This is a genomic window from Bernardetia sp. Wsw4-3y2 (genome assembly GCF_037126295.1).
Taxonomy (GTDB): domain Bacteria; phylum Bacteroidota; class Bacteroidia; order Cytophagales; family Bernardetiaceae; genus Bernardetia.
In genome coordinates this window covers 3647309-3669695 of the sequence record NZ_CP147017.1, presented here as the reverse complement: position 1 = coordinate 3669695, position 22387 = coordinate 3647309, and the positions used below count along the sequence as shown (strand labels likewise).

Here is a 22387-nt window from a genome sequence, read left to right as displayed (position 1 = left end):
AAAAAACTATTAAATCTTAGGGTTTACTAGTTTTTTTTTGTCCTAATTTTTTAAAGAAGTTGTTTAAGAATGTTTTTTTCTAGTTCTGGCAAATATTAAAGTAAAGGCTAAATAGTGTAAACTTTGCCACGTATGAATTTTAGTTTCGTACCTCATAATTAAGGCTTTGAAAGCATCTAACCACGCATTAGTTCTTTCAATAACGAATCTCAATTCATACATTTCTTCATCTTTAAATGGTTGATTATCAAGGTCTTTTTTATTTCTTTTATTAAAATCTATATTATCTACAATATCTAAATGATTACAAAAAGAACGAAAGGCTTGTGTATCAAAGGCTGCATCAGCATTGAGAAAAATTCCTCCTTCTCTAATTTGAGAAGCATTCAAATCATCTATCATAGATTGCATATTTTTTTCAAGTTCAAAAGCATCGTGATGATTGCCTGCTCTTGGAACAGACATCGCTACTGGAATACCATTTTTATCCGTTAGAAAAAGTGCATTGGTTGTTTTTCCTGCTTTTCTTTTGGAATATCCAATACCTTCTCCTCCTCGTTTAGCTGAAGTGTGGCTGCCGTCTAGCTGACAAATAGAAAAATCTAATTCTCCACGATAATCTTCTAAATACTTGATCCATAATTTCTTCCAACTTCCTAATTTTGACCATTTATTATAATGGTAATATACTGTATTCCAGATAATTGATAAGTTTCCGAAAAATTGTTTCATAGGAAGTTCTCGCCATTGACTCCCTGATTTTAAGCGATACACAATGGCTTGGATAATACGCCAAAGAGCTACTTTTATACGACGACCTTTTGTAAATTGATGTAAATAAGGTAAAATATTTTCGGTTATAAATTTTTTTGATAAGTTTACGTACATAGAGGGAAAAATAGTTAGATTGAAAATGTGATGATTTACAAGTATAACTATTTTGACCTCTTTTTAAAAAAATAAATCACCATTCTTAAACAAGTTCAAAGATTTTTTTGTATTGTTTTTAGTTTAGGCTAACAAAATTCAACTAAAAATAGAATTTTTAATAAAAAAAAAGTATCAATAGATAATTTCTCTTTATCCTTCATATATTTTTAGTATTTTTATTCTTTATTCGAATCTAACACTATTAAAATAATATATGCTTGAACTTGCAGGGCTTCTCGTGCTTGGTTTTTTTGCTCAATGGTTGTCATGGCGTATCAAAGTACCAGCTATTCTTCCACTTATTATTATCGGACTTTTAGTAGGTCCTGTTTCTACACTTTTTACAGGTGATGAAGGATATTTAGTTTCAAAAGGCCCTAAACTTATTGATGGAGATTCTATTTTTCAAGGACAAGTTCTCTTTGATGTAGTTTCTTTAGCTGTTGGACTCATTCTTTTTGAAGGAGGATTAACACTTAAGCTATCTGAAGTAAAAGTATTAGGAAAGGCTGTTCGCAATATAATTGTCATTGGCTCAGTCATTACGATGGCTGGTGGAACAGTTGCTGCAATGCTAATTATGGACTTTTCTGTTCAAACGGCACTGCTTTTTGGCTCTCTTATTATCGTTACTGGCCCTACTGTTATTGGACCTATTCTTAGAAATGTCAAACCCAACTTTAATATTACTACCATTTTGAAGTGGGAAGGTATCTTGATTGACCCTGTGGGAGCATTAATAGCTATCTTAACCTATGAATTTATCATTTCAGGAACAGCAGGCTCACAAATTGGCTTTATTGCCCTTAAAACATTTGCCATTACTATTGCTGTCGGAATTGCGATAGGTTGGGTCTCAGCTTGGTTAGGTAATATATTAATTAGTAAAGAATTAGTCCCTAAATACCTTCAGAATATTGTTATGTTGGGCTTAGTTATTTCTTCTTTTGCCTTGTCTAACTCTATTCAGCACGAATCAGGCTTACTTGCAGTTACAATTATGGGAATGGCTTTAGTTAATATGAAAACTTCAAACTTAAAAGAAATAATCTCTTTTAATGAAGATTTAGTGATTATTCTAATTTCATTTTTGTTTGTTTTACTTTCTTCAAGAATTGATATTGTAGATATAGAATTAGTCTTAACAACAAACAGCTTTATTCTATTTGCTGTTGTCGTCTTTATTTTACGTCCATTATCTGTATTTTTAAGCACTTGGGGAACAAACTTAACTTTAAACGAAAAAATATTTCTATCCTATATTTGTCCTCGTGGAATTGTTACGGCCGCTGTGGCTTCTATTTTTTCTATTTCCCTATTTCAAAGCAAAGACTACATTATTCCTTTAGATGAAGCGGCAATGCTTTTACCGTTGGTATTTTTAGTTATTGTAGGAACGGTTGTTTTGCAAGGACTTACTGCCAAACCAATAGCCAAGCTACTAGGAGTTACACGTAAAGAACCAAATGGAGTAGCCTTTTTGAGTGCTGATGAATCTGCTCGTTTTATTGCCAAAATTCTTCAAAAATATAATATTCCTGTTTTACTTGCAGATACCTCAAAAGCAAATACAAGAGAGGCATCTATGCAACAAATTCCTATTTATGAAGGAAGTATTTTGAATGAAGAAGCATGGGAAGAATTAGATTTTGCTCAGTATGGACAGCTTTGGGCAATGACTCCTAATGCAGAAATAAATGCTTTAGCCTGTAGAATTTTAGGTGAAGAATTGGTCAAAGACAAAGTATTTCGTTTTATATCAAATCGTGAACAAGAAACTCTCAATAAAGAAGACTATCCAAAAAATATACTTTTTGATGGAAGAGCAGATTTTATTTCTTTTTCTCATTTTATTCGTAAAGACCCAGAAATAAAAGAAATAAAAGTAAATAGTCGTGAAGATGTATTGAATACATTAGAGACAAAAGAAAATAAAGGAAAAGTAATTCCTCTATTTGTAATCAACGATAAAAATTTTGTAGAACCTGCTTTAGCTCTTACACCCTTAGAAATAGGAAAAGAAACTAAATTTATATATCTAAAAATCAAATAAGTTTAGATAAATATAACAACAAAAAATCTTTTTACTCATTAAAGCTACTATTTTTTATTTTTTCAGTAAAAAATAAAAATAGTTTATCAGCTCAAAAAAAAATAAAAAACACTTGTTAAACTATTTTTTTTTTGCACCTTTGTAGTAGTTATGAAAAACAAATTTAATTTGTTTTTCTGCTTTGCTTAGAATCAAATGGAAAGCAAAAGATATTTAATTAGAAGATTCGGTTTAATCACTCAATTTACAATTTTTCTTTGTTAATTGTTTTATCAATTTTAGCGCACGCCAATCATTTAATTTTTATCTAAGCCTCCAAAGCTGATAAAACAGAAAAGGCTATCTTCTTACGAAGAATAGCCTTTTTTTATGCTTTTATTTTTTTTCTATTTTAAGAAAATTGCTCTATTAAGAAATGATACAGGAGGCGTACACCTGTTCCTGTTCCATTTTTACCTCTATAACTAGACGATTTCATAAGATAAGCTGGCGCAGCTATATCCATGTGAATCCAATCGTAATCTACAAAATGTTCTAAAAACTTTCCTGCAACGATTGCTCCTGCAAAACTTCCTCCCACATTTTTAATATCAGCTACATCAGATTTTAAATAATCTTTGTACTCGTTCCATAAAGGAAATTCTACCAAACGCTCGTAAGTTTCTCTTCCACTTTTTTCTAAAGCTCTTTTCAATACTTCATCTGTATTACCCATAAAAACAGTACCTTCTTCACCTATCGCACGCACTGCACTTCCTGTAAGAGTTGCTAAGTCAATAACTAACTCTGGAGCTAATTCTTTTGCATAATCTAAAGCGTCAGCCATAATGAGTCTTCCTTCTCCGTCTGTGTTGGTGATTTCTACAGTTGCGCCACTTCGCATCGTAATTACATCTCCTGGAACTAATCCTTGATTACTAATTGAATTATCTGTAATAGGCAAAAGTCCGACAACATATAATGGAATATTATTTTTAGCAAGTGCATAAATAAGTCCTACCACACTGGCAGAACCTCCCATGTCTGACTTCATAATTTCTAAGGCAGCCGTTGAAGTTTTAATATTTGCACCTCCAATATCAAAAGTTACTCCTTTTCCCACCAAAACAATAGGCGTATCATTGGTAGCATCTTTTGGAGAATAAATGAGTTTGGCAAAAATGGCATCTTCATGACTAGCTTGCGAAACACCCAAAATACCTCCCATTTTTTCAGCTTCTATACGCTCTTTATTCCAAATTTCGGTTTCAAAACCTGCTTCTTTTCCTAATTCTTCTATTTTTTGTCCGTATATAGAGGGTTTCTTAAAATTTGGAGGGTCGTTTACCAAATCTCTTGTTAGCCAAACAGCATCACAAAGTGTGGTCAGTTTTTCTAACTCTTCTTGTTCGATAGTTTCTGTTTCACTTGAGAAAACTACTTCTACCTGCAAAGTATCTCTAAAATAGTCCTCTGAATTTCCTTTTTTCTCATAATTATAACTTCCTAAATTCAAACCTTCTAAAAAGCAGAGAATACTTTCTTTACTCAAAATAGCATCAGCAAAAACTTGTAACTTATTAATAGAATGAGTTTTGATAAGCTGTGCCACTAAATGCCCTTGATTACGCATTTTTTCTTTATGAACATAATTTTCCTGTATTGGGGCAAGATAAGGAACTGCAAAAACTACTTGATTATCTAAGAAAACAGTAGTTGGGATTTGCTCCTTTTCAAAATAATTTACTAATGAAGAAATAGGAAAATTATCTGAAAATGTAGAAGGAAGATTGTCAAAATTTTCTCCTAGTAAATAAATACAAGGAGTAGATTCTGAAAGATGCTCACGAACAGTAAAAAAAATTTGCATAAAATAAAGTAATGAAAAAATGTGTGTTGCTTAAGACAAATGAAAACAACTTACAATTAAAAGTTTTTTTAAGTTGCACAGACTTTATAGCCTATATGATTATACTAGAAATTAACAAGAAATTTTTTCTACTCTTGTTTGATGTCTCCCTCCTTCAAATTCTGTTTTTAAGAAGGTTTCAACCATTTTTTGAGCTAATTCTTGCGTTACAAAACGAGCAGGAATACAAATTACATTTGCATTATTATGCTGACGAGCAAGAGCTGCTAATTCTTCATTCCAACAAATGGCAGCACGAATATCAGCATGTTTATTGGCACTCATAGCAATTCCGTTTCCACTCCCACAAATCAAAATCCCTAATTCAGTTTCGTTACTAGTTACAGAGTTTGCTAATGGGTGTGCAAAATCAGGATAATCTACTGAATCTGAACTATCTGTTCCAAAATTTTTGACCTCATGACCTAAATTAGTCAGATAGTTCTGTAAGAATTTTTTGTATTCAGTTCCTGCGTGGTCGTTGGCAATTGAAATTTTCATTGAAAAAGGGTAATCTTTTATAAGAGTTTTTAGTATAAAGCACAAATAAATATATAATTCTCAAAAATACGGATTTTTAAATAAGTAGAAACTATCCAAAATTATATTTTTCTATAAAAAGATAAAAAATTATTTATTTTAAACCATAAAATCGTTTTGAAGTTATAATAAATAGAATGAATCAGTAAAACATTTTAAGAATAATAAAAACGATAATTTAATGAATGCATCTCAAATCCTAATTCTTATCATTGCTATTTTAGTAGGCGATTTTTTATTAGAAAATTTTTTAGAATGGCTTAATTCTCAAAATCAACCTGCTCATTTGCCCAATCAGTTTGCAGATATTTACACGGAAGATGAGTATCAAAAATCAAAAGCCTATAAGAAAGCAAATACAGCCTTTTCTTTGATTAGTAACTCTATGAGCTTTATTCTTACACTTATATTTTTAATTACTGGTTCTTTTGGGTGGTTGAGCGAACTTTTAGGAGTTTATTTTCAAAATCCTATTTGGCACGCTCTTGCTTTTTTTGCAGTAGTTACGATAGCTTCTTCTCTTTTAGGATTACCTTTTTCATTGTATCAAACTTTTGTTATTGAGGAGAAATTTGGATTTAACAAAACGACCAAAAAATTATTTATTACAGATAAATTAAAAGGACTTTTGCTTGGTGCAATAGTAGGAGGAATTATAGGTTATGTTCTTTTATATCTTGTTTTAGAAATTGGCAAAAACTTTTGGATTTACTTTTGGGTAATAATTACCGTTTTTTCTATTGGAATGCAGTTTTTTTATGCTTCCTTAATAATGCCACTCTTCAACAAACTAACCCCTTTAGAAGATGGACAACTTAGAGAATCTATTGAAGAATATGCAGGGAGTGTTTATTTTCCGCTTCAAAATATTTTCGTAATTGATGGCTCAAAACGCTCTACAAAAGCAAATGCCTTTTTTATGGGATTTGGAAAGCAGAAAAAAGTTGTTTTTTATGATACCATTTTAGAAAAACACAGTACAGAAGAACTAGTAGCTATTTTTGCTCACGAAGTAGGACATTATAAAAAGAATCATATTCCTCAAACTATGGCAATATCTATTGCACAAACAGGACTTACGCTTTTTATCTTGGCACAAATTATTTTTAGTAAGGAAATTTCTCTTGCCTTAGGTGCAAACGAATGGCAAATTCACTTAAATATGATTGCATTTGGTTTTCTTTATTCGCCTATTTCTACGATTACAAGTGTTTTATTTAATATTTTCTCTCGTAAAAACGAATATGAAGCTGATAATTATGCCAAAGAAACATATGGTAGCAAACCTCTTGCAACAGCACTCAAAAAGCTTTCTGCTGACTCACTTTCCAATCTTACGCCACACCCTTGGTACGTATTTTTTAAATATTCACATCCACCACTTAGTGAGCGTTTGAAGGCAATGGGAGAGTAAAGTAAAGTCAGAAATCAGATTTTAGAAGGAGGTATGAGTTCAGTTCCCCAAAACTGAATAGGCGTATTTGATAGCACTAAATATACTGTTTCAAAAATTTTACAATGTTTTTTGTGTGTTCAACTCCCCAGAGTTGAACGAAACGCTTCCTCAGAAGCGTGATTCAAGCAAATAAATCACGCTTCTGAGGAAGCTAAACATTCAGTTCTGAGGAACTGAATGCACAACAAAATGCAATAAAACTTTTGAAACAGTGTACTAAATCAACACAAAATTATAATTGGTCTAAAAATCAGTTTGCAAAAGACCTAACACTCTAAAATCATAATAAATTTATTTTAAAAATTCTATAATGAAAAAATACGTTTTACTTTTTCTCTTTTTGATATTTAGCTATTCACTTCTAAAAGCACAAGTTCCACAAAACAATACTTTCAAAACAAAGGAAGATTATTATGAGCATCAACTTCAAGTAAAAAAAGGATTACAAAATTGGTTTAATTACAATCCTTTGGAAGAAGATAATACCACTTTACAACTAAAACTTTTGTTAGAATCCTATTTAATGGAGTGGATAAATGGCGCACCTCATATTAATTTAGTTATAGATGGTAAAATAGAAGGAGAAATGCTCTCAGATAAAAAATTTGAATATTCAAAAGAATTATTATTGTCTATGATGTTTTCAAAAGTTACTTATTTATTGGAAAATAAAGAAGCAGAAAGTACAGATTTTGAGACAAATTTAGCTGGTGTAAAAGCAATGATTTTGACTTATAAAAAGATAAAATCTCAAACAAAAAACAAGAAAAAATACAGAACTGATTCTATGGAAGAGTATTTAGACTGGGAAAAAGATGGAAAACTAGAAGAAGAAATAGAAAAAATTCTAAATTAAATAATTGATAAACTATAAATATAAAGTCAAAAAACAAAATCGATTAAACTAATTAATTGTGAATCCGTGTCAAACTTCTTACCTTTGACCCTAACTAATCTCACTAGAAATCACAATAAAATTGAATAGTTGAATTTATAAAACTATTTGAAAAATAATTATATGGAATACAAAAACTTACTTTTGACGCTCTCTGATGGAATTTTGAAAATTACTATAAATAGAGAAAGTAAATTAAATGCTCTCAACATCGAAACGATGGAGGAAATTGATAAAGCATTTACTCGTGCCTACGATGACAAAGAAGTAAAATCAGTTTTGATAACAGGAGCAGGCAATAAAGCATTTGTAGCAGGAGCTGATATTTCAGAAATTGCTGAAATCAATGAAATGAATGCTCGTAAATTTGCTGAGCGTGGACAAGAAATATTCTTAAAAATAGAAAACTGTCCTAAGCCTGTTGTAGCAGCAGTTAATGGTTTTGCTCTTGGTGGAGGTTGTGAACTTGCTATGGCTTGTCATATCCGTATCGCTTCAGAAAATGCTAAGTTTGGACAACCTGAAATCAACTTAGGAATTATCCCTGGTTATGGAGGAACGCAGCGTTTGCCTATCTACATTGGTCGTTCTAAAGCAATGGAACTTCTCATGACAGGTGATATGATTGATGCAAAAATGTCTCTTTCTCTCGGACTTGTAAATCATGTAGTTGCTTCTCACGAAGTAGTAGAAAAAGCTGAAGAGCTACTTCAAAAATTAAATAAAAAAGCTCCTATTGCTTTAGGACAAATTATTGAGAGCGTAAATTCGGTGTATCGTCCAGAAGATGGTTACCAAACAGAAGCAAATGCCTTTGCTAATTGTTGTCGTTCAGAAGATTTTAAAGAAGGAACAAGTGCATTTTTAGAGAAAAGAAAAGCGAACTTTGAAGGAAAATAATCTTTATTGATTCCTCAAACTATAAAAATTTTCTTCGGTCTATGTTTTGCATCTGACCGAAGAAAATTAATTAAACCTACATTTTTTATTTTTTGTTTAATAGCTCTGCTAGTTCATTTTGTGTATGCTGTGTTTTGTCTTTTGCATACCAACCGTGAAGAGATTCTGCAAAACCCTTAAAATCCTCTAGTTTTGGATTTTGTCTTACTCTTTCTTTATATTCTACGACTAACTTTTGAGCTTCGGCTGGTCTTGCTCCCCACGAATTGAGAATTTTCAATTGTTTGTTTTTTTCTTCTTTGACAAAAATAAGTTTTGGAATTGCTCTTCCACCACCTGTCAGAAACTCATCTATCAAATCAGGGTTTTCATCTCTTAAAAGAAAACGAATTTCTAGTTTTTCGCCTGCTTCTTCTGCAATTTTATTCATAACAGGTACAATTTGAGCAGCATCTCCACACCAACTCTCTGTCAAAACGATCCAATAATATTTTTCATTTGATGAAATAGTAGCTAAAGCATTCTTGACATTTTCATTTACTTTTGTTGTCTTGTCAAGCCTGTTCATACGATACATATTTGTATTTGTATATTCCAAAATTTCTGGACGATTATCTCCATTTGTGGTGGTTGCTTTTTCTAAAAGCTCTTGTCCAAGTGTTCTGTACTCTTGGTAGGAAAGAGATTTTTCTAAATAGTCTTTATCTAAATAGTCCATAATGAGTAACGAATTTTTATTTTATATGAATAAATGTTGATATGTTTGTATATGAAGTAATACGGAAAAACAGTGTATTTTGTTTTGATAAATTTTACTGTCTTTTTTTCAGCAAAAGGGAATTATTTTGTACCTTATACCAAAACAATTACTATATTTCACTAAAAAGATATGCCAAAAATTTTAGATTATAGCAGTTTGATCGTAGAAAGCCTTCCTTATCTTTTGGCTTTAGAAAAATCTCACCAAAAAAGTTATCTACGAGATAGAGTTCGTTTTTTGCGTGTACTCAAAGCAGGTAATGTAAAGAGCCAAGCTGCTGCTGGTAATATTATTGGTTTGAGTTCTCGTCAGAGTAAAAATTTGTGGTTAAAGTATCAACAAGAAGGTATTGATTATTTTATAAAAGCTCGTATCAATCAAAACTGGGGTAAGCTCTCTTCTCTTCAGATAAGTGAACTACTTCAAGAGTTAGATCAAGACAACACCCTAACTCAAAAGGAAGTACAACAGTATGTAAAAGATACCTTTGGAGAAGATTTTAGCCAACCTGGTATTCATTATTTGTTCAAACGCTTGAAAGTAAAGCTAAAAACAGGTCGCCCTAGTAACATACGCAAAGATGAATTGGCAGGGGAAGAATAGAAGTTATTTTGGTATAAGTAACTCCATCAAAGCGTAAATAGTAGAAATCCTCTCTCAATGCCAGTCATATCAAAAGTATTGTTTACTATATATGCTTTCTTATGTCTTATAGCTATTCAGTTGATATACAATTATTTAAATATACAAGAACAGAAAAAAGTATCTGTTAATGAAAAGGCAATTATGGATTCATTACAAAAAGCTCAAAACATTGACACCCTATATAAATTCGAAAAAAATGGCAAATATGGTTTAATTAATCAGAATAACAAGGTAAAGTTAGAACCGATATACGATGAAATAAATGATTTCAAAGAAGGCATAGCATGGTTAAGAATAGATAAAAAATATGGTTATGTTGATAGAGTAGGAAATATAGTTATTCCATTACTATACAATAATGCATCTTCATTTTCTGATAGTTTAGCAGGAGTTACTTTAGGAAGCAAATTAGGATTTATAAATCATAATGGAGATATAATAATACAACCAAAGTATGAAGATGCTTGGGCTTTTGAGAATGGAATCTCAAAAGTAAAAGAAAATGGCAAGTGGTATTATATAAATAAGAACGGAAAGTGTATAAAAGATTGTTAATCAAAAATCCTCAACGACGGCAACGCCTCATTGACGGTTGCTCTAAAAAGTAAAATAGTCCCTTTTCAACCGTCGTTGAGGTTCAAATGAAACCCTCAACGAGGATAAAAAAAAGACACTCCGAAAAAATTGAAGTGTCTTTTTGTTTTTCCAAATTTTTAAGAAAAGAAGTATTCCAAAAAATCGTAACTTTACAAACTATTTTATCAATCAAAAACTTGATAATCAGTATCATATAGCTCAAAATACTTCCAGCTCTACTAATTTATATAAAAAAATAAGTTCTATGAATCTTCATACATCAAAATATATTCAGTATTCCTTTTTTCTTCTTCTTACTTTTTTCTTTGCTTTTAGTGGTTTCGCTCAAAATTCAGTTCTTTCAGAGGGACAAATTTTGAAGCTAAAAGTAGAAAAAAATGGAGTACATAAAGTTACTTTTCAAGACCTTCAAACAGCAGGTCTGAATCCTTCTACTATCAATCCAACCAACATTCAAGTTTTTGGAAATGGTGGTGGAATGCTCCCACAAGCCAATTCAGTTTCACGTATTTCAGATTTGAAGGAAAATGCCATTTTTATAGAACTAGGAAGTGATAATGTTTTTAATGCAGGAGATTATATTTTGTTTTATGCACAAGCAGCCGATATTCATACTTACGATGCACAAGCAAATGATGCTTTGAAATTTAGTTTTGAGAAAAATCTGTATGATGATTTTAATTATTATTACCTGAAAGTTGGAAATCAAACAGGAAAAAGAATCCAAACAGCCGAAAACCTAAGTGGAGGAACAAGAATCACAACCTACAATGAAATAGCACATCACGAATTAGACGAGGTAAACATAATTGGTGATTTAGCAAACTCTGGTGGTGGAGGTTCTGGCAGAATGTGGTTTGGAGAACGTTTTGACTTTATTACAGAAGTAACTATCAATTTTGAATCTGAAGGGTTGGTTACTTCTAATCCTGTTTTGTTGCGTGTTTCAGCAACGGCATATTCGTCTCGTGCTAGTGATTATACTTTTTCTGTTGTAGGTCAGGATTTTGGAAAACTTCCTATTGCAGCATCTCAAATCTCTACCTATTCTAAAAAAGGAGATATAAATACAGCTACTTTTTCATCAAACCTTAGCTCTTCGCCTGCTTCTCTTCCTGTAAAGGTTACCTACAACAAAACAGATAATACAGCTTTCGGAAATTTAGATTTTCTTACCATAGGATTTACTCGTACTCTATCATTTTACAAACAAAATACACATTTTCGTTCGGTAGCTTCTTCTCAAAGTGAGATTGCTAATTTCGAATTTTCTCAAAAACCTGCTTCTATGCGTGTTTGGAATGTGAGTAATTTGTTTGATATTCAAGAAATCCCTGTCAATTCTTCAAACCCAAATGCTTTCGTCGTGCGAACAAATAGAAGTTTACAAGAATTAGTTGCCTTTGATGTAAATGCAGAATTGCCAGCACCAGTAGAAATAACAACTTTAAACAATCAAAATTTACACGCTCTTTCTACGCCTGATTTTTTGATTGTTACACACGAAGACTTTTTAGAAGCAGCTCAAAAACTAGCTGCTTTTCATAGTGAAAAAGATGATATGGAAGTTTTGGTAGTAACAGTTAGTCAAATTTGGAATGAGTTTTCATCTGGAAGACAAGATGTTTCTGCTATTCGTGATTTTGTTCGTTTTTTATATAAAAAACAAAATGATAAGTTGCGTTATTTACTTCTTTTTGGAGATACAAGTTATGATTATAAAGATAGAGTACAGGCAAATAATAATTTTGTTCCTGTTTATCAGTCTAGGCAATCACTAGAACCCGTCGAAACATTTTCATCAGAAGATTTTTACGGACTTTTAGAAGATGATGAAGGAGAATGGTCTGAAAGTTTTCAAGTAGAACAAGAAGATTTAGATATCGGAATTGGAAGGATTCCTGTCAGAAACGCAAATCAAGCAAGTTTAGTGGTTGATAAAATTATTGGTTACTCTCTTCCTCAAACACTAGGAAAATGGAGAAATAAAGTCGTTTTTGTAGCTGATGATGGTGATGGAAATATTCATTTAAGAGATTCTGAACAGCTTATTGATATTGTTGAAAGTTATAAGGGTTATCAGGCTGAAAAATTATATGTTGATGCTTTTCCTCAAATTTCGACTTCAAATGGAAAATTTTCTTTTAAAGTACGTGAGAAACTAAATGATGATGTTAATGATGGTTCTTTGCTTGTCAATTATATGGGACACGGCTCAGAATCTAGTTTGGCTACAGAAGCTGTTGTAGATTTAGCTTCGGTTTCAAATTGGAAAAACCTCAATAATCTGCCTATGTTTGTTACGGCTACTTGTGAGTTTGGTCGTTATGACAATCCACAAGTTTTTTCGGTAGGAGAAAGACTCATGACAAATGAAGATGGTGGAGGAATTGCACTTGTAACCACAACACGCCCAGTAACAGCTTCGACAAATTTTATTTTGGCAAAGGCATTTTATAATAATGTTTTCAAACGTTTGCCAAACGGAGAAATGCCAAGACTAGGAGATATTATCAGAAAAACAAAGAATGAAAGTCTTTCAAGACAAAACAGAAACTTTACACTTTTGGGTGACCCTGCACTTCGTCTCAATTATCCCAAAGAAGAAGCTATTATTACAGAAGTAAAAGCAAATGGCGTAATTTCAGAATCTGTAAAAGCATTAGATAAGGTTACTTTATTTGGACAAATTGCAAATAATGATATTTTAAGTTCAGATTTTACTGGCACTTTGGATATTACTATCTATGACAAACCTGCTGAACTTAGAACATTAGGAGACGAGTCTCAACCTACCTATTATACAAATTGGCAAAACATTTTATACAAAGGAAAAGCAAAAATTAATCAAGGTAAATTTGAAGTTACTTTTATAGTTTCGAAAGATATAAATTACAATTTGGCTAGTGGGCGAGTAGCTATGTATGCTCAACACGAAACTCAAAACCGAGATGCAAATGGCTTTTATGGCATTCAGGTTGGAGCAAGCAACAACAATGCACCAAACGACAATACAGCACCAACAGCACAAATTTGGATAGAAGATAAGACCTTTGTTTCAGGTGCAAAAGTTCCTTCAAACACAACTCTTTTAGCAGAAATTAGCGATGAAAACGGAATTAATCTGACAGGTTATGGAGTAGGAAGGGAAATAATGGCAGTTTTGGATGGAGAAGCAACTCAAACTTTTATTCTGAACGATTATTTTGAGTATGAAGAAGGAAGCTATCAGAACGGAACAATTGCTTTTCCTTTGCAAGATTTAAAGGTGGGAAAACATACTCTTACTTTTACTGTTTGGGATAATTATTCCAATCCTACCACAATTGAAGTAGAATTTTATGTAGAAAATAAGCCTATCGAAATTACAGAAATTACACCTTTTCCAAATCCTTTTTGGAATAGTGTAGATTTTAATGTCACTCATAGTCGTACAGGTGATGACATTGAGGTAGCTATAGTTGTTTATGATGTTTTGGGAAGAGCTGTCAGGACAATTCGTCAGAATTATCTGAATAATAACGGTAATTTTACAAATATCTCATGGAATGGAAGAGACAACACAGGCTCACTTGTAAAAAATGGAATGTATATCTGTAAAATCTATATTCATTCGCTTCAAGACGATGCTGTGGGAACTAATACAGTAAAAGTTATTTTGAATAGGTAACTCAAGTTGTGAATTATTAAGTATTTCAGACTTCCTAGTCTGAATCAGTAACATTTTTTATTCAAAAACTCTTTTTCACTTTTGCACAGACTAGGAAGTCTGTGATAAACACACAAAATGAATTATTCCGATTCAATAGATTTAATAGAAAGACTAGCCTCTTTAGATTCTGACAATCAAACAGATTCAGAGGAGGCTATTTTGTGGGATTCTGATCCTAAAAAAGGGATCCTTTATGGCACAAATAAAGAAGGAGAGAAGATTCTTGATTTTCGTGTTCCGATTACTTTCCCAACACTTCCAACAAGAGAAGATGAGCAAAGAACACTTTGTCTTTCAGATTATTCTGAACAACTTCCTTTTTTACCAAAACCGTATTTACTTATTCTGATTCAAGCAGGAGCAGCTTCTTTGGGTTATTTTGAAGAGGGAGAACTTATTTATCACAAAGTAATTACAGCTTATATGGTCAGAAAAAAACAAGGAAAAGCACAAATAAAACACCTCAACTCAAAAGGAAAATCTCGCTTGGGTTCTCGTATTCGCTTACAAAATACAGTTTGGTTTTTCGAACAAATCAACTTGAAATTAAAAGAGTGGCACAAAAAATCAGCTATTTTTGATAAGGTAGAACGTATCGGACAAAGTGGTTCGCCTGACTTATGGCACTTACTTTACACCTCAAAAGAAGAAGCTCCATTTCAAAAAAACGATTCTCGTCTTCGCAAAATTCCTCTAACAGTCCATACTCCAAACTTTGAAGAATTACAAAGAATAAATAGTTGGGTCAATCATGGAAAAATAACAACTTACAAAGACAATTTGCCATTTTTGAATAATTTGGGAGATGTTATAGAATGGTAATTTCAGTTATCAGTTATCAGTTATCAGTTATCAGTTATCAGTGCAAAACTGCGTTTCTCTGATACTTATTGTAAATGAAAGTTTTTTAATGAGAAAAATTCGTAATTCGTAATTCGTAATTCGTAATTCGTAATTCGTAATTCTAATAATTATACTTGTCTTTCCAACGTTCTTTCAAAAACTGTCGTATTCCATTTTCTCTTGCATTATTTGCAGGCTCATAGAGTTTTGTATTGGCAAGTTCCTTTGGAAAATATTCTTGTTCTGCAAAATTATTAGCATTATTGTGGGAATAGTTATAATTCTTTCCATAGCCTTGTTGCTTCATCAGTTTTGTTGGTGCATTTCTAAGATGCAACGGAACAGGCAAATCTCCTTGCTCTTGAACTATTTTTCTAGCTGTTTTAATTGCCATATAGGAAGCATTGCTTTTTGGAGAAGTAGCCAAATAAGTAACACATTGAGCCAAAACAATTTGTGCTTCTGGAAAACCTATTTGAATAGCAGCTTGAAAGGTTGTTGTTGCCAAAACTAAAGCTGTCGGATTTGCATTTCCAATGTCTTCAGAAGCTGAAATAACCAAACGACGAGCAATAAACTTAACATCTTCGCCTCCTTCAATCATTCTAGCTAACCAATAAATGGCAGCGTTTGGGTCACTTCCACGAATAGATTTTATCAAAGCCGAAACAATATCATAATGATTTTCGCCACTTTTATCATAAGAAGAAATGCGTTGTTGTGCCGACTGCATTACTTTTTCATCTGTAACTTCAATCTTATTTTTGATTGTATTTCCTTCTTCGTCTTCCTTGTTTGGAAGATTAAAATTAGGTTCAGATTCTACAACCAATTCGAAAAGATTCAATAGTTTTCGTGCATCTCCTCCCGAAATTCTAAAAAGTGCTTCATACGATTTTATCTCAATGTTTTTCTTTTTTAATTTAAAATCTTTATCCATTGCTTGCTGCAAAAGTTGTTTCAATTCTTCTTCTGATAAAGGATTGAGAATATAAACTTGACAACGAGAAAGCAAAGCCGAATTTATTTCAAAAGAAGGATTTTCAGTTGTCGCTCCAATAAGCGTAATCGTTCCACGCTCAACAGCTCCCAAAAGTGCATCTTGTTGAGATTTACTAAAACGATGAATTTCATCGATAAAAAGAATAGCTCTAGTTTGTCTTTTTGCTGTTTCAATCACTTCTCTAACATCTTTTACACCTGCTGAAATAGCACTCAACGTATGAAAAGGACGTTTCAGAGCTTTAGCAATAAGTAAAGCAAGCGTAGTTTTTCCAATCCCAGGTGCGCCCCAAAGAATCATGGAAGGAACTGCACCCGAAGAAATGACACGAGCAATTACACCATTTTGCCCAATTAAATGTTTTTGTCCGATGACTTCCTCTAAAGAAGTTGGACGCATTCGTTCTGCTAAAGGTGGGTTTTGAGAAGTTTGAGAGAGCATAGTTTTATTATATTTTTCTCGTTCAAGCATCTGCTTGGACGTACTATTTTACAAGCATTATGCTTGCGAAAAGTTTAACACAAGATAAAATCTTGCGCTAGATTATGATTATATTTCTTCTAAAATAGAATTTCCTTCCGAATTATCGCCTGCTGTCCATTGCCATTTTTCGTAAAGACGAATTTTCCCATTTTCTAGTAGTTTAGGTATAGATTTACAAATTCCTGTCATGAGTTCGCCTTTTTCATTGACTTGATGATAACGCATATCTATATTTCCATTTTCATCAACAAGACCAATCAAATGACCTTGAATTATTTTTCCTCCACTATATGTTGAAGTCAAGATATTGCCTTCTTGTTTGTATTCAAAAATAGTTTCGCTAGATGTTTCTCCATTTTCTGTATTGGAAACTGGACGAAATTTTTTGTTATTGTAATTCATGTTTTTTACTTCTTTAATGAATTAATTATTTCTTGAATTCCCTCTATTGAAAGTTTAGTTATTTTAGCTATTATTTCCATTGAAAGACCTTCTGAAAGACTATTTTTTATAACTTCTGTTTGGTTTAACAATTTCCCTCTTTCCTCTGCTGTATTTTCTACATTTCGTATATCTCTATAATATTTCAAACTATCTTCATACGCCATTCTTTCTTCTAGACTTAGTATAGTCAATTCATTTTCATTCAAAATAATAAATTTATTTAGATATTTTTCTTGTGTGGGCATAACTTATTCTTTTAATGAATTGGCTATATTTTCCACTTCTTGTATTGATAGTTTAGTTATTTTACAAACGAAATTAACAGAAGCTCCTTCTGCAAGAGCTTGTTTGGCAATTTCTATTGTTCTTTCTTTTTTACCTTCTATTTTCCCCTCTTCTTTTCCTCTTTCTTCTGCTGTATTTTCTACATTTCTAATGTCTCTATAGTATTTCAAACTGTCCTCATACGCCATTCTTTGCTTTTTATCAAATTTTGCTAGTTCGGCTGTTTTGAAAAGTTTGTCAAAAATACGCTCTTGTAAGGCTTCAGGTCTATTTTGAAAACGTTGTAAATTTTGAATGACATAAAACCATTTGTCTTCAAAGGTTTCTAATTCGCTTTCCTTTTTGTTGAAAAGAGGAATATGAATTTGTACATAAGTCAGTTTATCATAAAAAATTTCTTTTGTATCAATATTCATTAGTTTGGCTATTGTCTTGACAGATGCTTTTTCACCTCTCTTTTTCTGTTTGGCTGCATAAGAATTATCATCTATCAGAAAATTAAGAATCGAAACAGAATAAACAGCATTCAATCCAAAATCCCAATCTCCTTGTTTTGATTGTTCTTGAATAGGAAAAGTAGAATAAAAAATAGTGCGTTCTTTAAAATATTTCTGTCTAGCTTTTTGTAATTCGACAATAAACTTTTCTCCTTTTTCATTTTCACAATACAAATCATAAATCACTTTTCTATCCATTGCTGAATGACCGACATGTTCATTTTTAAGATACGTAAGAGTAGAAATTGTTACATTATCTGGTAAAACAGAATTGAGAAAATGAATCAATAAATCTTTATTGACTTCTGTACCAAAAAGTTTTTTGAAACCAAAATCTGTAAACGGATTTAAGTATTTTTCTTGTGTGGACATAATTATAAAGTTAAAATCAATTTAAAATAATCTAGCCTGTTCGTGAGGTGGCAACATATCAAAATGACGATACGCAAGTGCAGTAACTTCTCGCCCTCGTGGTGTACGCTTCAAAAATCCTTCTTTTATCAAAAATGGCTCATAGACTTCTTCTATTGTTTCTGCTTCTTCGGCACATGCTGTCGCAATGGTTGTAAGTCCCACAGGACCTCCACCAAATTTATCAATAATCGTTAGTAAAATTCTGTTATCCATTTCATCCAATCCATTTTCATCTACTTCTAAGGCTTTAAGGGAAATTTGAGCAATTTTGAAATCAATCGTTCCGTCGCCTTTTACTTGTGCAAAATCTCGTGTTCTACGCAAAAGATTATTCGAAATACGAGGTGTTCCTCTACTTCTCCTTGCAATCTCAAAGGCTGCTTCTTTTTCAATTGGAGTATTCAAAATAGCTGCCGAACGCTGAATAATAGTTGTCAAAAGTTCTGCATCATAATATTCTAAACGCAGATTAATTCCAAATCTAGCACGTAATGGCGAGGTAAGAAGTCCAGAGCGAGTAGTCGCCCCAATGAGCGTAAAAGGCTTTAATTTTATCTGAACCGAACGAGCATTAGGTCCTGTATCCAACATAATATCGATACGATAATCTTCCATAGCCGAATACAAATATTCCTCAACAACAGGATTAAGACGATGAATTTCATCAATAAAAAGAACATCACCAGCTTTTAGATTGGTCAAAAGTCCTGCTAAATCACTTGGTTTGTCTAAAACAGGTCCTGAAGTAGTTTTTATATTTGCATTTAGTTCGTTCGAAATGATATGCGAAAGCGTAGTTTTTCCCAAACCAGGAGGACCATGTAAAAGTACATGGTCTAATGGTTCACCTCTATTAGTGGCAGCTTTTACAAAAACTTGTAAATTTTCTAATATTTTCTCCTGTCCTGTAAAATCTTGAAACGACAAAGGACGCAAAGCACGTTCGATGTCAGCTTCCGTTGTAGTATTTTCAGGCTTTATGTTTGGGTCTATGTAATCTTGACGCATAGTTTTTTATAGTATTACAGTCTTCTATTTCATTTATTCAACGACAGACTAGGAAGTCTGTTTTACTTTTGTTATCCAAATTTACCAAAAAAATTAGCAATTTCCATTTATTTTTCAGTTCTAAAAACTTTACTAATTATTTTTCACTTCCAATAAATAGTAGATGCTTGTTTTATTATACAGCAATTTGATTTTTTTAGAAAAAAATTGTATTTTTCATTAAAAAACTTATTCTGTTCTGAAATTTGTTAGTATCCACTCACTAATTTTATTTTTTGCTGTTGGCAGATAAAATAAGAATTTTTCTATTTCATTTTGAGAAAAACAAAGAAATTATTATTTTGAAAAAAGTATGGTTTTATCCGAATCTCTTCAAAAAGAACAACACACACAAAACACTATCCTAATTCCTAAAAAAAATATGGAGCATATCCTCGTTCCCATTAATTTTACGCCAGCTACCGATATTTCATTAGCACATGCTGTTGGAATTGCACAAGCCTCTCATAAGGTAGTTATTATGTGTCATTTTGTTACTTCTACTGTCCCAGCAGGAGCAAATATGACTTTACACAAAAGAGAAATTAAGGAAAAACATGATAAAGCACACATGGAAATGCGTGTTTTGCTTACTCAATATGCAAATGATACTTACAATGGAACAGGACAGCCTGTTATGATAGAGCCTTTAGTCATGGAGGGACACCCAGATGACGCAACAGAAAGAATTATGCAAGATAATGCTATTGCCATGATAGTTTTGTCGCACAAAGATAGTAATGAAATTAAGGATTTATTTTTAAATAATAAAGTAGTCAGAGAAGCAAATTGTCCTATCTTGACTATTCCAGAAGATGCTATTTATCAGCCACTACAATATGTTGTGTATGCTGCCAACTTTGACGGAAATGATGCAAAAAGAATTCGTGATTTGATAGAACTAACAAGTAATTTTGATGCAAAACTAGATTGTTTGCATGTATGTACAGATGGAAAAAAATTACGAGAAGAGAACGAAAAAATGCAAGAACTACAAGCTGAGTTTGATGTTGTTTTGTTTAGCAAACTCAGCTTTAAAGTAATTCGTGATTCGAAGAGTGTAACCAATGGTCTTGAAAGCTATCTATATAATCATCAGCCTGATATGCTTGTGATGCTAAAAGCTGAAAAAACATTCTTTAAGAAGCTATTTGGTAGTAAAGAAAGTATCCGAAAAATGGCTCTTGATAATGGAATGCCAATAATGATTTATAGAGAACCCAAATAAACTTATTTTGATTAATCCAATTTAAACATAATTGGAATAGACATACGTACTTTTACAATTTTGCCACGCTGACGAGCAGGTTTCCAGTTGGGACACTCTCTCAAAACTCGTTTTGCTTCTTCATCTAGTCCAAAACCTAAGCCTTTAGCTACTTTTATATCAGTTATGCTTCCATCTTTATCTATAACAAACTGAAAAAATATCTTGCCTTCTATTCCTTGTCTTCTTGCTTGTTTGGGATAATTTAGACTTTTGGCAACATATTTATAAAAAGCATCCATTCCTCCCTCAAAAATAGCAGGGTCTTCTACGATGTAAAATATTTCATCTACCTTTTCAGTCTGAAAGTTATTTTGGTCAATATTTGATACATCCGTTACTATTTCACTAATATCAATTTGAGGATCTTCAATATTAATTTCAATAGGATTTTGATCAAAATCAACTTTATCTACTTCTACTATTTCAGTTGGATTGATAGGTTGAATCTTTGGAGGTGGAGGTGGTAGAACATCTGTAATAGGAGGTAAATCAAATATCTCATCTTCCATAATTGGTTTTTCATAACTTATCAGATTTTGCTGCTCTTCGCTCTGCCAAGTAAAAGCAAACAAAACCAAAGCAGAACTAACCATCAGACCAAACCCAAAAAGCATTTTTGAATAATTATGAATAGAAGTTGCATAAAAACTTTTGGGAATTTTATCTATATTGTTTTTTTCATTTTTGTAAGCTGAATCGTATTTCAAAGCATTGCTTTGTTGATAATTTAGCCACAATCGAAGAAAAGACACACCAGCCAAAACAGAAAAACATAAAATAGCACTAAGAGAAATAAGTAGTTGCATAATTGTATATATTTAAATAAAAAAAATAATTTTAGTTATTATAATTTCTTACTTTATACAATCAATTAATTTTAAAAAAGTAACATTAAAAAATTATTATTTTACTCTTTTTCCAGTTTAAAAACAATTGGAATTGTTAATCTTGTTTTTACGCTTTTCCCACGCTGCTTGGCAGGATTCCATTTAGAAGAATTTCTGATTATTCGCTCAGCTTCTTCTTTACAACCTCCACCAATATCATTCTTTGCTTTTACATCTGTAATTTCTCCATTTTTATCAACTACAAAACTTACCATCACCTTTCCTTCTATATTTTTTTCTCTTGCTCTTATAGGATATTTTATATTTTTACTTATGTAGTCATAAAAAGATTGTATTCCTTTTTCTGGTTCGGCTTCCTTCATATAAAAAATTATACAACCAATCCCCTCTTCCTCTTGACAAGGATCAGAAATAGCTGTAACATCTGTAACAATATTGTCTATAAAAATTTCCTCTATATAATTTATCAAAACAGGCTCTAACTTTTTTGTTTTTTCATTTTCTATAACAACTTGTAAACAAGGTGCTTTTTTACTTTGATTTTCAGAATCATTTTTAATATATAAATCTAATTTCGCATTTAGATTTTTTAATTCAGAATTTTGTTTATTCTGATTTTGCTCTTGTTTAAAGATATAGAAAAGTAAAATAGAATTTGAAAAAAGTAAAATTGCTAAAGCAGTTTTGAGAAAATTAATTGAATTGGTGGTCATTGTGATATAATTTTGAATATACTTATGCTATTTGAACATTAGATTTAGAAAATATATTTGTCAGAATACCTTCAGGTTGTCAGACAATTTACTTTTTAACTGTACTGACACTTTAGAGCCTGTTCGAGTTTAGATACATAAAAAAGAACATCAGATTTTTTTAT

Annotated in this window: 20 protein-coding genes; 9 read left to right on the top strand and 11 right to left on the bottom strand. The window is 31.8% G+C overall.

From position 1 onward, the window contains the following. Positions 1–63 precede the first annotated feature (63 nt). Positions 64–888: an IS5 family transposase gene (locus V9L05_RS15005; RefSeq protein WP_338812611.1), complete on the bottom strand. Its 825-nt coding sequence runs from the start codon at positions 886–888 to the stop codon at positions 64–66. Positions 889–1144: 256 nt separating this feature from the next. Here V9L05_RS15005 and V9L05_RS15000 point away from each other — a divergent pair, with 256 nt between their 5' ends. Then, positions 1145–2983, top strand: coding sequence for a sodium:proton antiporter (locus V9L05_RS15000; protein WP_338792416.1), 1839 nt, complete (start codon positions 1145–1147; stop codon positions 2981–2983). 391 nt (positions 2984–3374) lie between these two features. Here the strand turns inward: V9L05_RS15000 and V9L05_RS14995 are convergent, their stop codons facing one another. Both V9L05_RS14995 and rpiB read right to left on the bottom strand, forming a co-directional pair. Further along, a complete protein-coding gene (locus V9L05_RS14995) occupies positions 3375–4832 on the bottom strand; it encodes a leucyl aminopeptidase family protein (RefSeq protein ID WP_338812674.1) in 1458 nt (485 codons plus the stop codon). A 111-nt stretch (positions 4833–4943) separates the two neighbouring features. Then, the gene (gene rpiB / locus V9L05_RS14990; protein ID WP_338812673.1) at positions 4944–5372 is read right to left on the bottom strand and encodes a ribose 5-phosphate isomerase B; all 429 of its coding nucleotides are present in this window, start codon (positions 5370–5372) and stop codon (positions 4944–4946) included. 220 nt (positions 5373–5592) lie between these two features. On the opposite strand from rpiB, the gene V9L05_RS14985 reads away from it, so the two are divergent. From V9L05_RS14985 to V9L05_RS14975, 3 genes are all read left to right on the top strand, one after another. Further along, on the top strand, positions 5593–6825 hold the full coding sequence (locus tag V9L05_RS14985) for a M48 family metallopeptidase (protein WP_338812672.1): 1233 nt from the start codon (positions 5593–5595) through the stop codon (positions 6823–6825). Between the two features lie 352 nt (positions 6826–7177). Continuing rightward, positions 7178–7723, top strand: coding sequence for a hypothetical protein (locus V9L05_RS14980; protein ID WP_338812671.1), 546 nt, complete (start codon positions 7178–7180; stop codon positions 7721–7723). Positions 7724–7885: 162 nt separating this feature from the next. Continuing rightward, entirely contained in the window at positions 7886–8662 is a 777-nt protein-coding gene (locus tag V9L05_RS14975) for an enoyl-CoA hydratase-related protein (RefSeq protein WP_338792423.1), read from the top strand. Positions 8663–8747: 85 nt separating this feature from the next. Here V9L05_RS14975 and V9L05_RS14970 read toward each other — a convergent pair whose 3' ends face one another. Next, positions 8748–9380, bottom strand: a complete 633-nt coding sequence (locus V9L05_RS14970) for a thioredoxin family protein (RefSeq protein WP_338792424.1) — start codon at positions 9378–9380, stop codon at positions 8748–8750. Between the two features lie 171 nt (positions 9381–9551). On the opposite strand from V9L05_RS14970, the gene V9L05_RS14965 reads away from it, so the two are divergent. The 4 genes from V9L05_RS14965 (at position 9552) to V9L05_RS14950 (ending at position 15198) form a co-directional block, all read left to right on the top strand. Next, complete coding sequence (locus V9L05_RS14965) at positions 9552–10025, top strand: winged helix-turn-helix domain-containing protein (protein ID WP_338812670.1); 474 nt, start codon at positions 9552–9554, stop codon at positions 10023–10025. 57 nt (positions 10026–10082) lie between these two features. After that, positions 10083–10622, top strand: a complete 540-nt coding sequence (locus tag V9L05_RS14960; protein ID WP_338812669.1) for a WG repeat-containing protein — start codon at positions 10083–10085, stop codon at positions 10620–10622. Between the two features lie 286 nt (positions 10623–10908). Then, entirely contained in the window at positions 10909–14334 is a 3426-nt protein-coding gene (gene porU, locus V9L05_RS14955; protein WP_338812668.1) for a type IX secretion system sortase PorU, read from the top strand. A 117-nt stretch (positions 14335–14451) separates the two neighbouring features. After that, positions 14452–15198, top strand: coding sequence for a hypothetical protein (locus V9L05_RS14950; RefSeq protein WP_338792429.1), 747 nt, complete (start codon positions 14452–14454; stop codon positions 15196–15198). 142 nt (positions 15199–15340) lie between these two features. On the opposite strand, the gene V9L05_RS14945 is transcribed toward V9L05_RS14950, so the two are convergent. The 5 genes from V9L05_RS14945 to ruvB form a co-directional block, all read right to left on the bottom strand. Then, positions 15341–16663, bottom strand: coding sequence for a replication-associated recombination protein A (locus V9L05_RS14945; protein WP_338812667.1), 1323 nt, complete (start codon positions 16661–16663; stop codon positions 15341–15343). Positions 16664–16771: 108 nt separating this feature from the next. Further along, a complete protein-coding gene (locus V9L05_RS14940; RefSeq protein WP_338792433.1) occupies positions 16772–17107 on the bottom strand; it encodes a n-acetylglutamate synthase in 336 nt (111 codons plus the stop codon). A 5-nt stretch (positions 17108–17112) separates the two neighbouring features. Beyond that, positions 17113–17394, bottom strand: coding sequence for a hypothetical protein (locus V9L05_RS14935; RefSeq protein WP_338812666.1), 282 nt, complete (start codon positions 17392–17394; stop codon positions 17113–17115). Between the two features lie 3 nt (positions 17395–17397). Beyond that, positions 17398–18303 (bottom strand): Rpn family recombination-promoting nuclease/putative transposase, encoded by a 906-nt coding sequence (locus tag V9L05_RS14930; protein WP_338812665.1) that lies wholly within the window; start codon positions 18301–18303, stop codon positions 17398–17400. Between the two features lie 21 nt (positions 18304–18324). After that, a complete protein-coding gene (ruvB, locus tag V9L05_RS14925; protein ID WP_338812664.1) occupies positions 18325–19353 on the bottom strand; it encodes a Holliday junction branch migration DNA helicase RuvB in 1029 nt (342 codons plus the stop codon). Between the two features lie 352 nt (positions 19354–19705). Between ruvB and V9L05_RS14920 the strand changes: the two genes are divergently transcribed. After that, positions 19706–20620 carry a universal stress protein gene (locus tag V9L05_RS14920; protein WP_338812662.1) on the top strand — a complete coding sequence of 305 codons (915 nt, stop codon included), beginning with the start codon at positions 19706–19708 and terminating at the stop codon, positions 20618–20620. An 11-nt stretch (positions 20621–20631) separates the two neighbouring features. Here the strand turns inward: V9L05_RS14920 and V9L05_RS14915 are convergent, their stop codons facing one another. Beyond that, entirely contained in the window at positions 20632–21468 is an 837-nt protein-coding gene (locus V9L05_RS14915; protein WP_338812661.1) for an energy transducer TonB, read from the bottom strand. Positions 21469–21569: 101 nt separating this feature from the next. Then, positions 21570–22223: an energy transducer TonB gene (locus V9L05_RS14910; protein ID WP_338812659.1), complete on the bottom strand. Its 654-nt coding sequence runs from the start codon at positions 22221–22223 to the stop codon at positions 21570–21572. Positions 22224–22387 lie beyond the last annotated feature (164 nt).

Coding starts and splice junctions, on each gene's coding strand:
- V9L05_RS15005 (WP_338812611.1), bottom strand. CDS start 888: ATGTACGTAAACTTATCAAAAAAATTTATAACCGAAAATATTTTACCT.
- V9L05_RS15000 (WP_338792416.1), top strand. CDS start 1,145: ATGCTTGAACTTGCAGGGCTTCTCGTGCTTGGTTTTTTTGCTCAATGG.
- V9L05_RS14995 (WP_338812674.1), bottom strand. CDS start 4,832: ATGCAAATTTTTTTTACTGTTCGTGAGCATCTTTCAGAATCTACTCCT.
- rpiB (WP_338812673.1), bottom strand. CDS start 5,372: ATGAAAATTTCAATTGCCAACGACCACGCAGGAACTGAATACAAAAAA.
- V9L05_RS14985 (WP_338812672.1), top strand. CDS start 5,593: ATGAATGCATCTCAAATCCTAATTCTTATCATTGCTATTTTAGTAGGC.
- V9L05_RS14980 (WP_338812671.1), top strand. CDS start 7,178: ATGAAAAAATACGTTTTACTTTTTCTCTTTTTGATATTTAGCTATTCA.
- V9L05_RS14975 (WP_338792423.1), top strand. CDS start 7,886: ATGGAATACAAAAACTTACTTTTGACGCTCTCTGATGGAATTTTGAAA.
- V9L05_RS14970 (WP_338792424.1), bottom strand. CDS start 9,380: ATGGACTATTTAGATAAAGACTATTTAGAAAAATCTCTTTCCTACCAA.
- V9L05_RS14965 (WP_338812670.1), top strand. CDS start 9,552: ATGCCAAAAATTTTAGATTATAGCAGTTTGATCGTAGAAAGCCTTCCT.
- V9L05_RS14960 (WP_338812669.1), top strand. CDS start 10,083: ATGCCAGTCATATCAAAAGTATTGTTTACTATATATGCTTTCTTATGT.
- porU (WP_338812668.1), top strand. CDS start 10,909: ATGAATCTTCATACATCAAAATATATTCAGTATTCCTTTTTTCTTCTT.
- V9L05_RS14950 (WP_338792429.1), top strand. CDS start 14,452: ATGAATTATTCCGATTCAATAGATTTAATAGAAAGACTAGCCTCTTTA.
- V9L05_RS14945 (WP_338812667.1), bottom strand. CDS start 16,663: ATGCTCTCTCAAACTTCTCAAAACCCACCTTTAGCAGAACGAATGCGT.
- V9L05_RS14940 (WP_338792433.1), bottom strand. CDS start 17,107: ATGAATTACAATAACAAAAAATTTCGTCCAGTTTCCAATACAGAAAAT.
- V9L05_RS14935 (WP_338812666.1), bottom strand. CDS start 17,394: ATGCCCACACAAGAAAAATATCTAAATAAATTTATTATTTTGAATGAA.
- V9L05_RS14930 (WP_338812665.1), bottom strand. CDS start 18,303: ATGTCCACACAAGAAAAATACTTAAATCCGTTTACAGATTTTGGTTTC.
- ruvB (WP_338812664.1), bottom strand. CDS start 19,353: ATGCGTCAAGATTACATAGACCCAAACATAAAGCCTGAAAATACTACA.
- V9L05_RS14920 (WP_338812662.1), top strand. CDS start 19,706: ATGGTTTTATCCGAATCTCTTCAAAAAGAACAACACACACAAAACACT.
- V9L05_RS14915 (WP_338812661.1), bottom strand. CDS start 21,468: ATGCAACTACTTATTTCTCTTAGTGCTATTTTATGTTTTTCTGTTTTG.
- V9L05_RS14910 (WP_338812659.1), bottom strand. CDS start 22,223: ATGACCACCAATTCAATTAATTTTCTCAAAACTGCTTTAGCAATTTTA.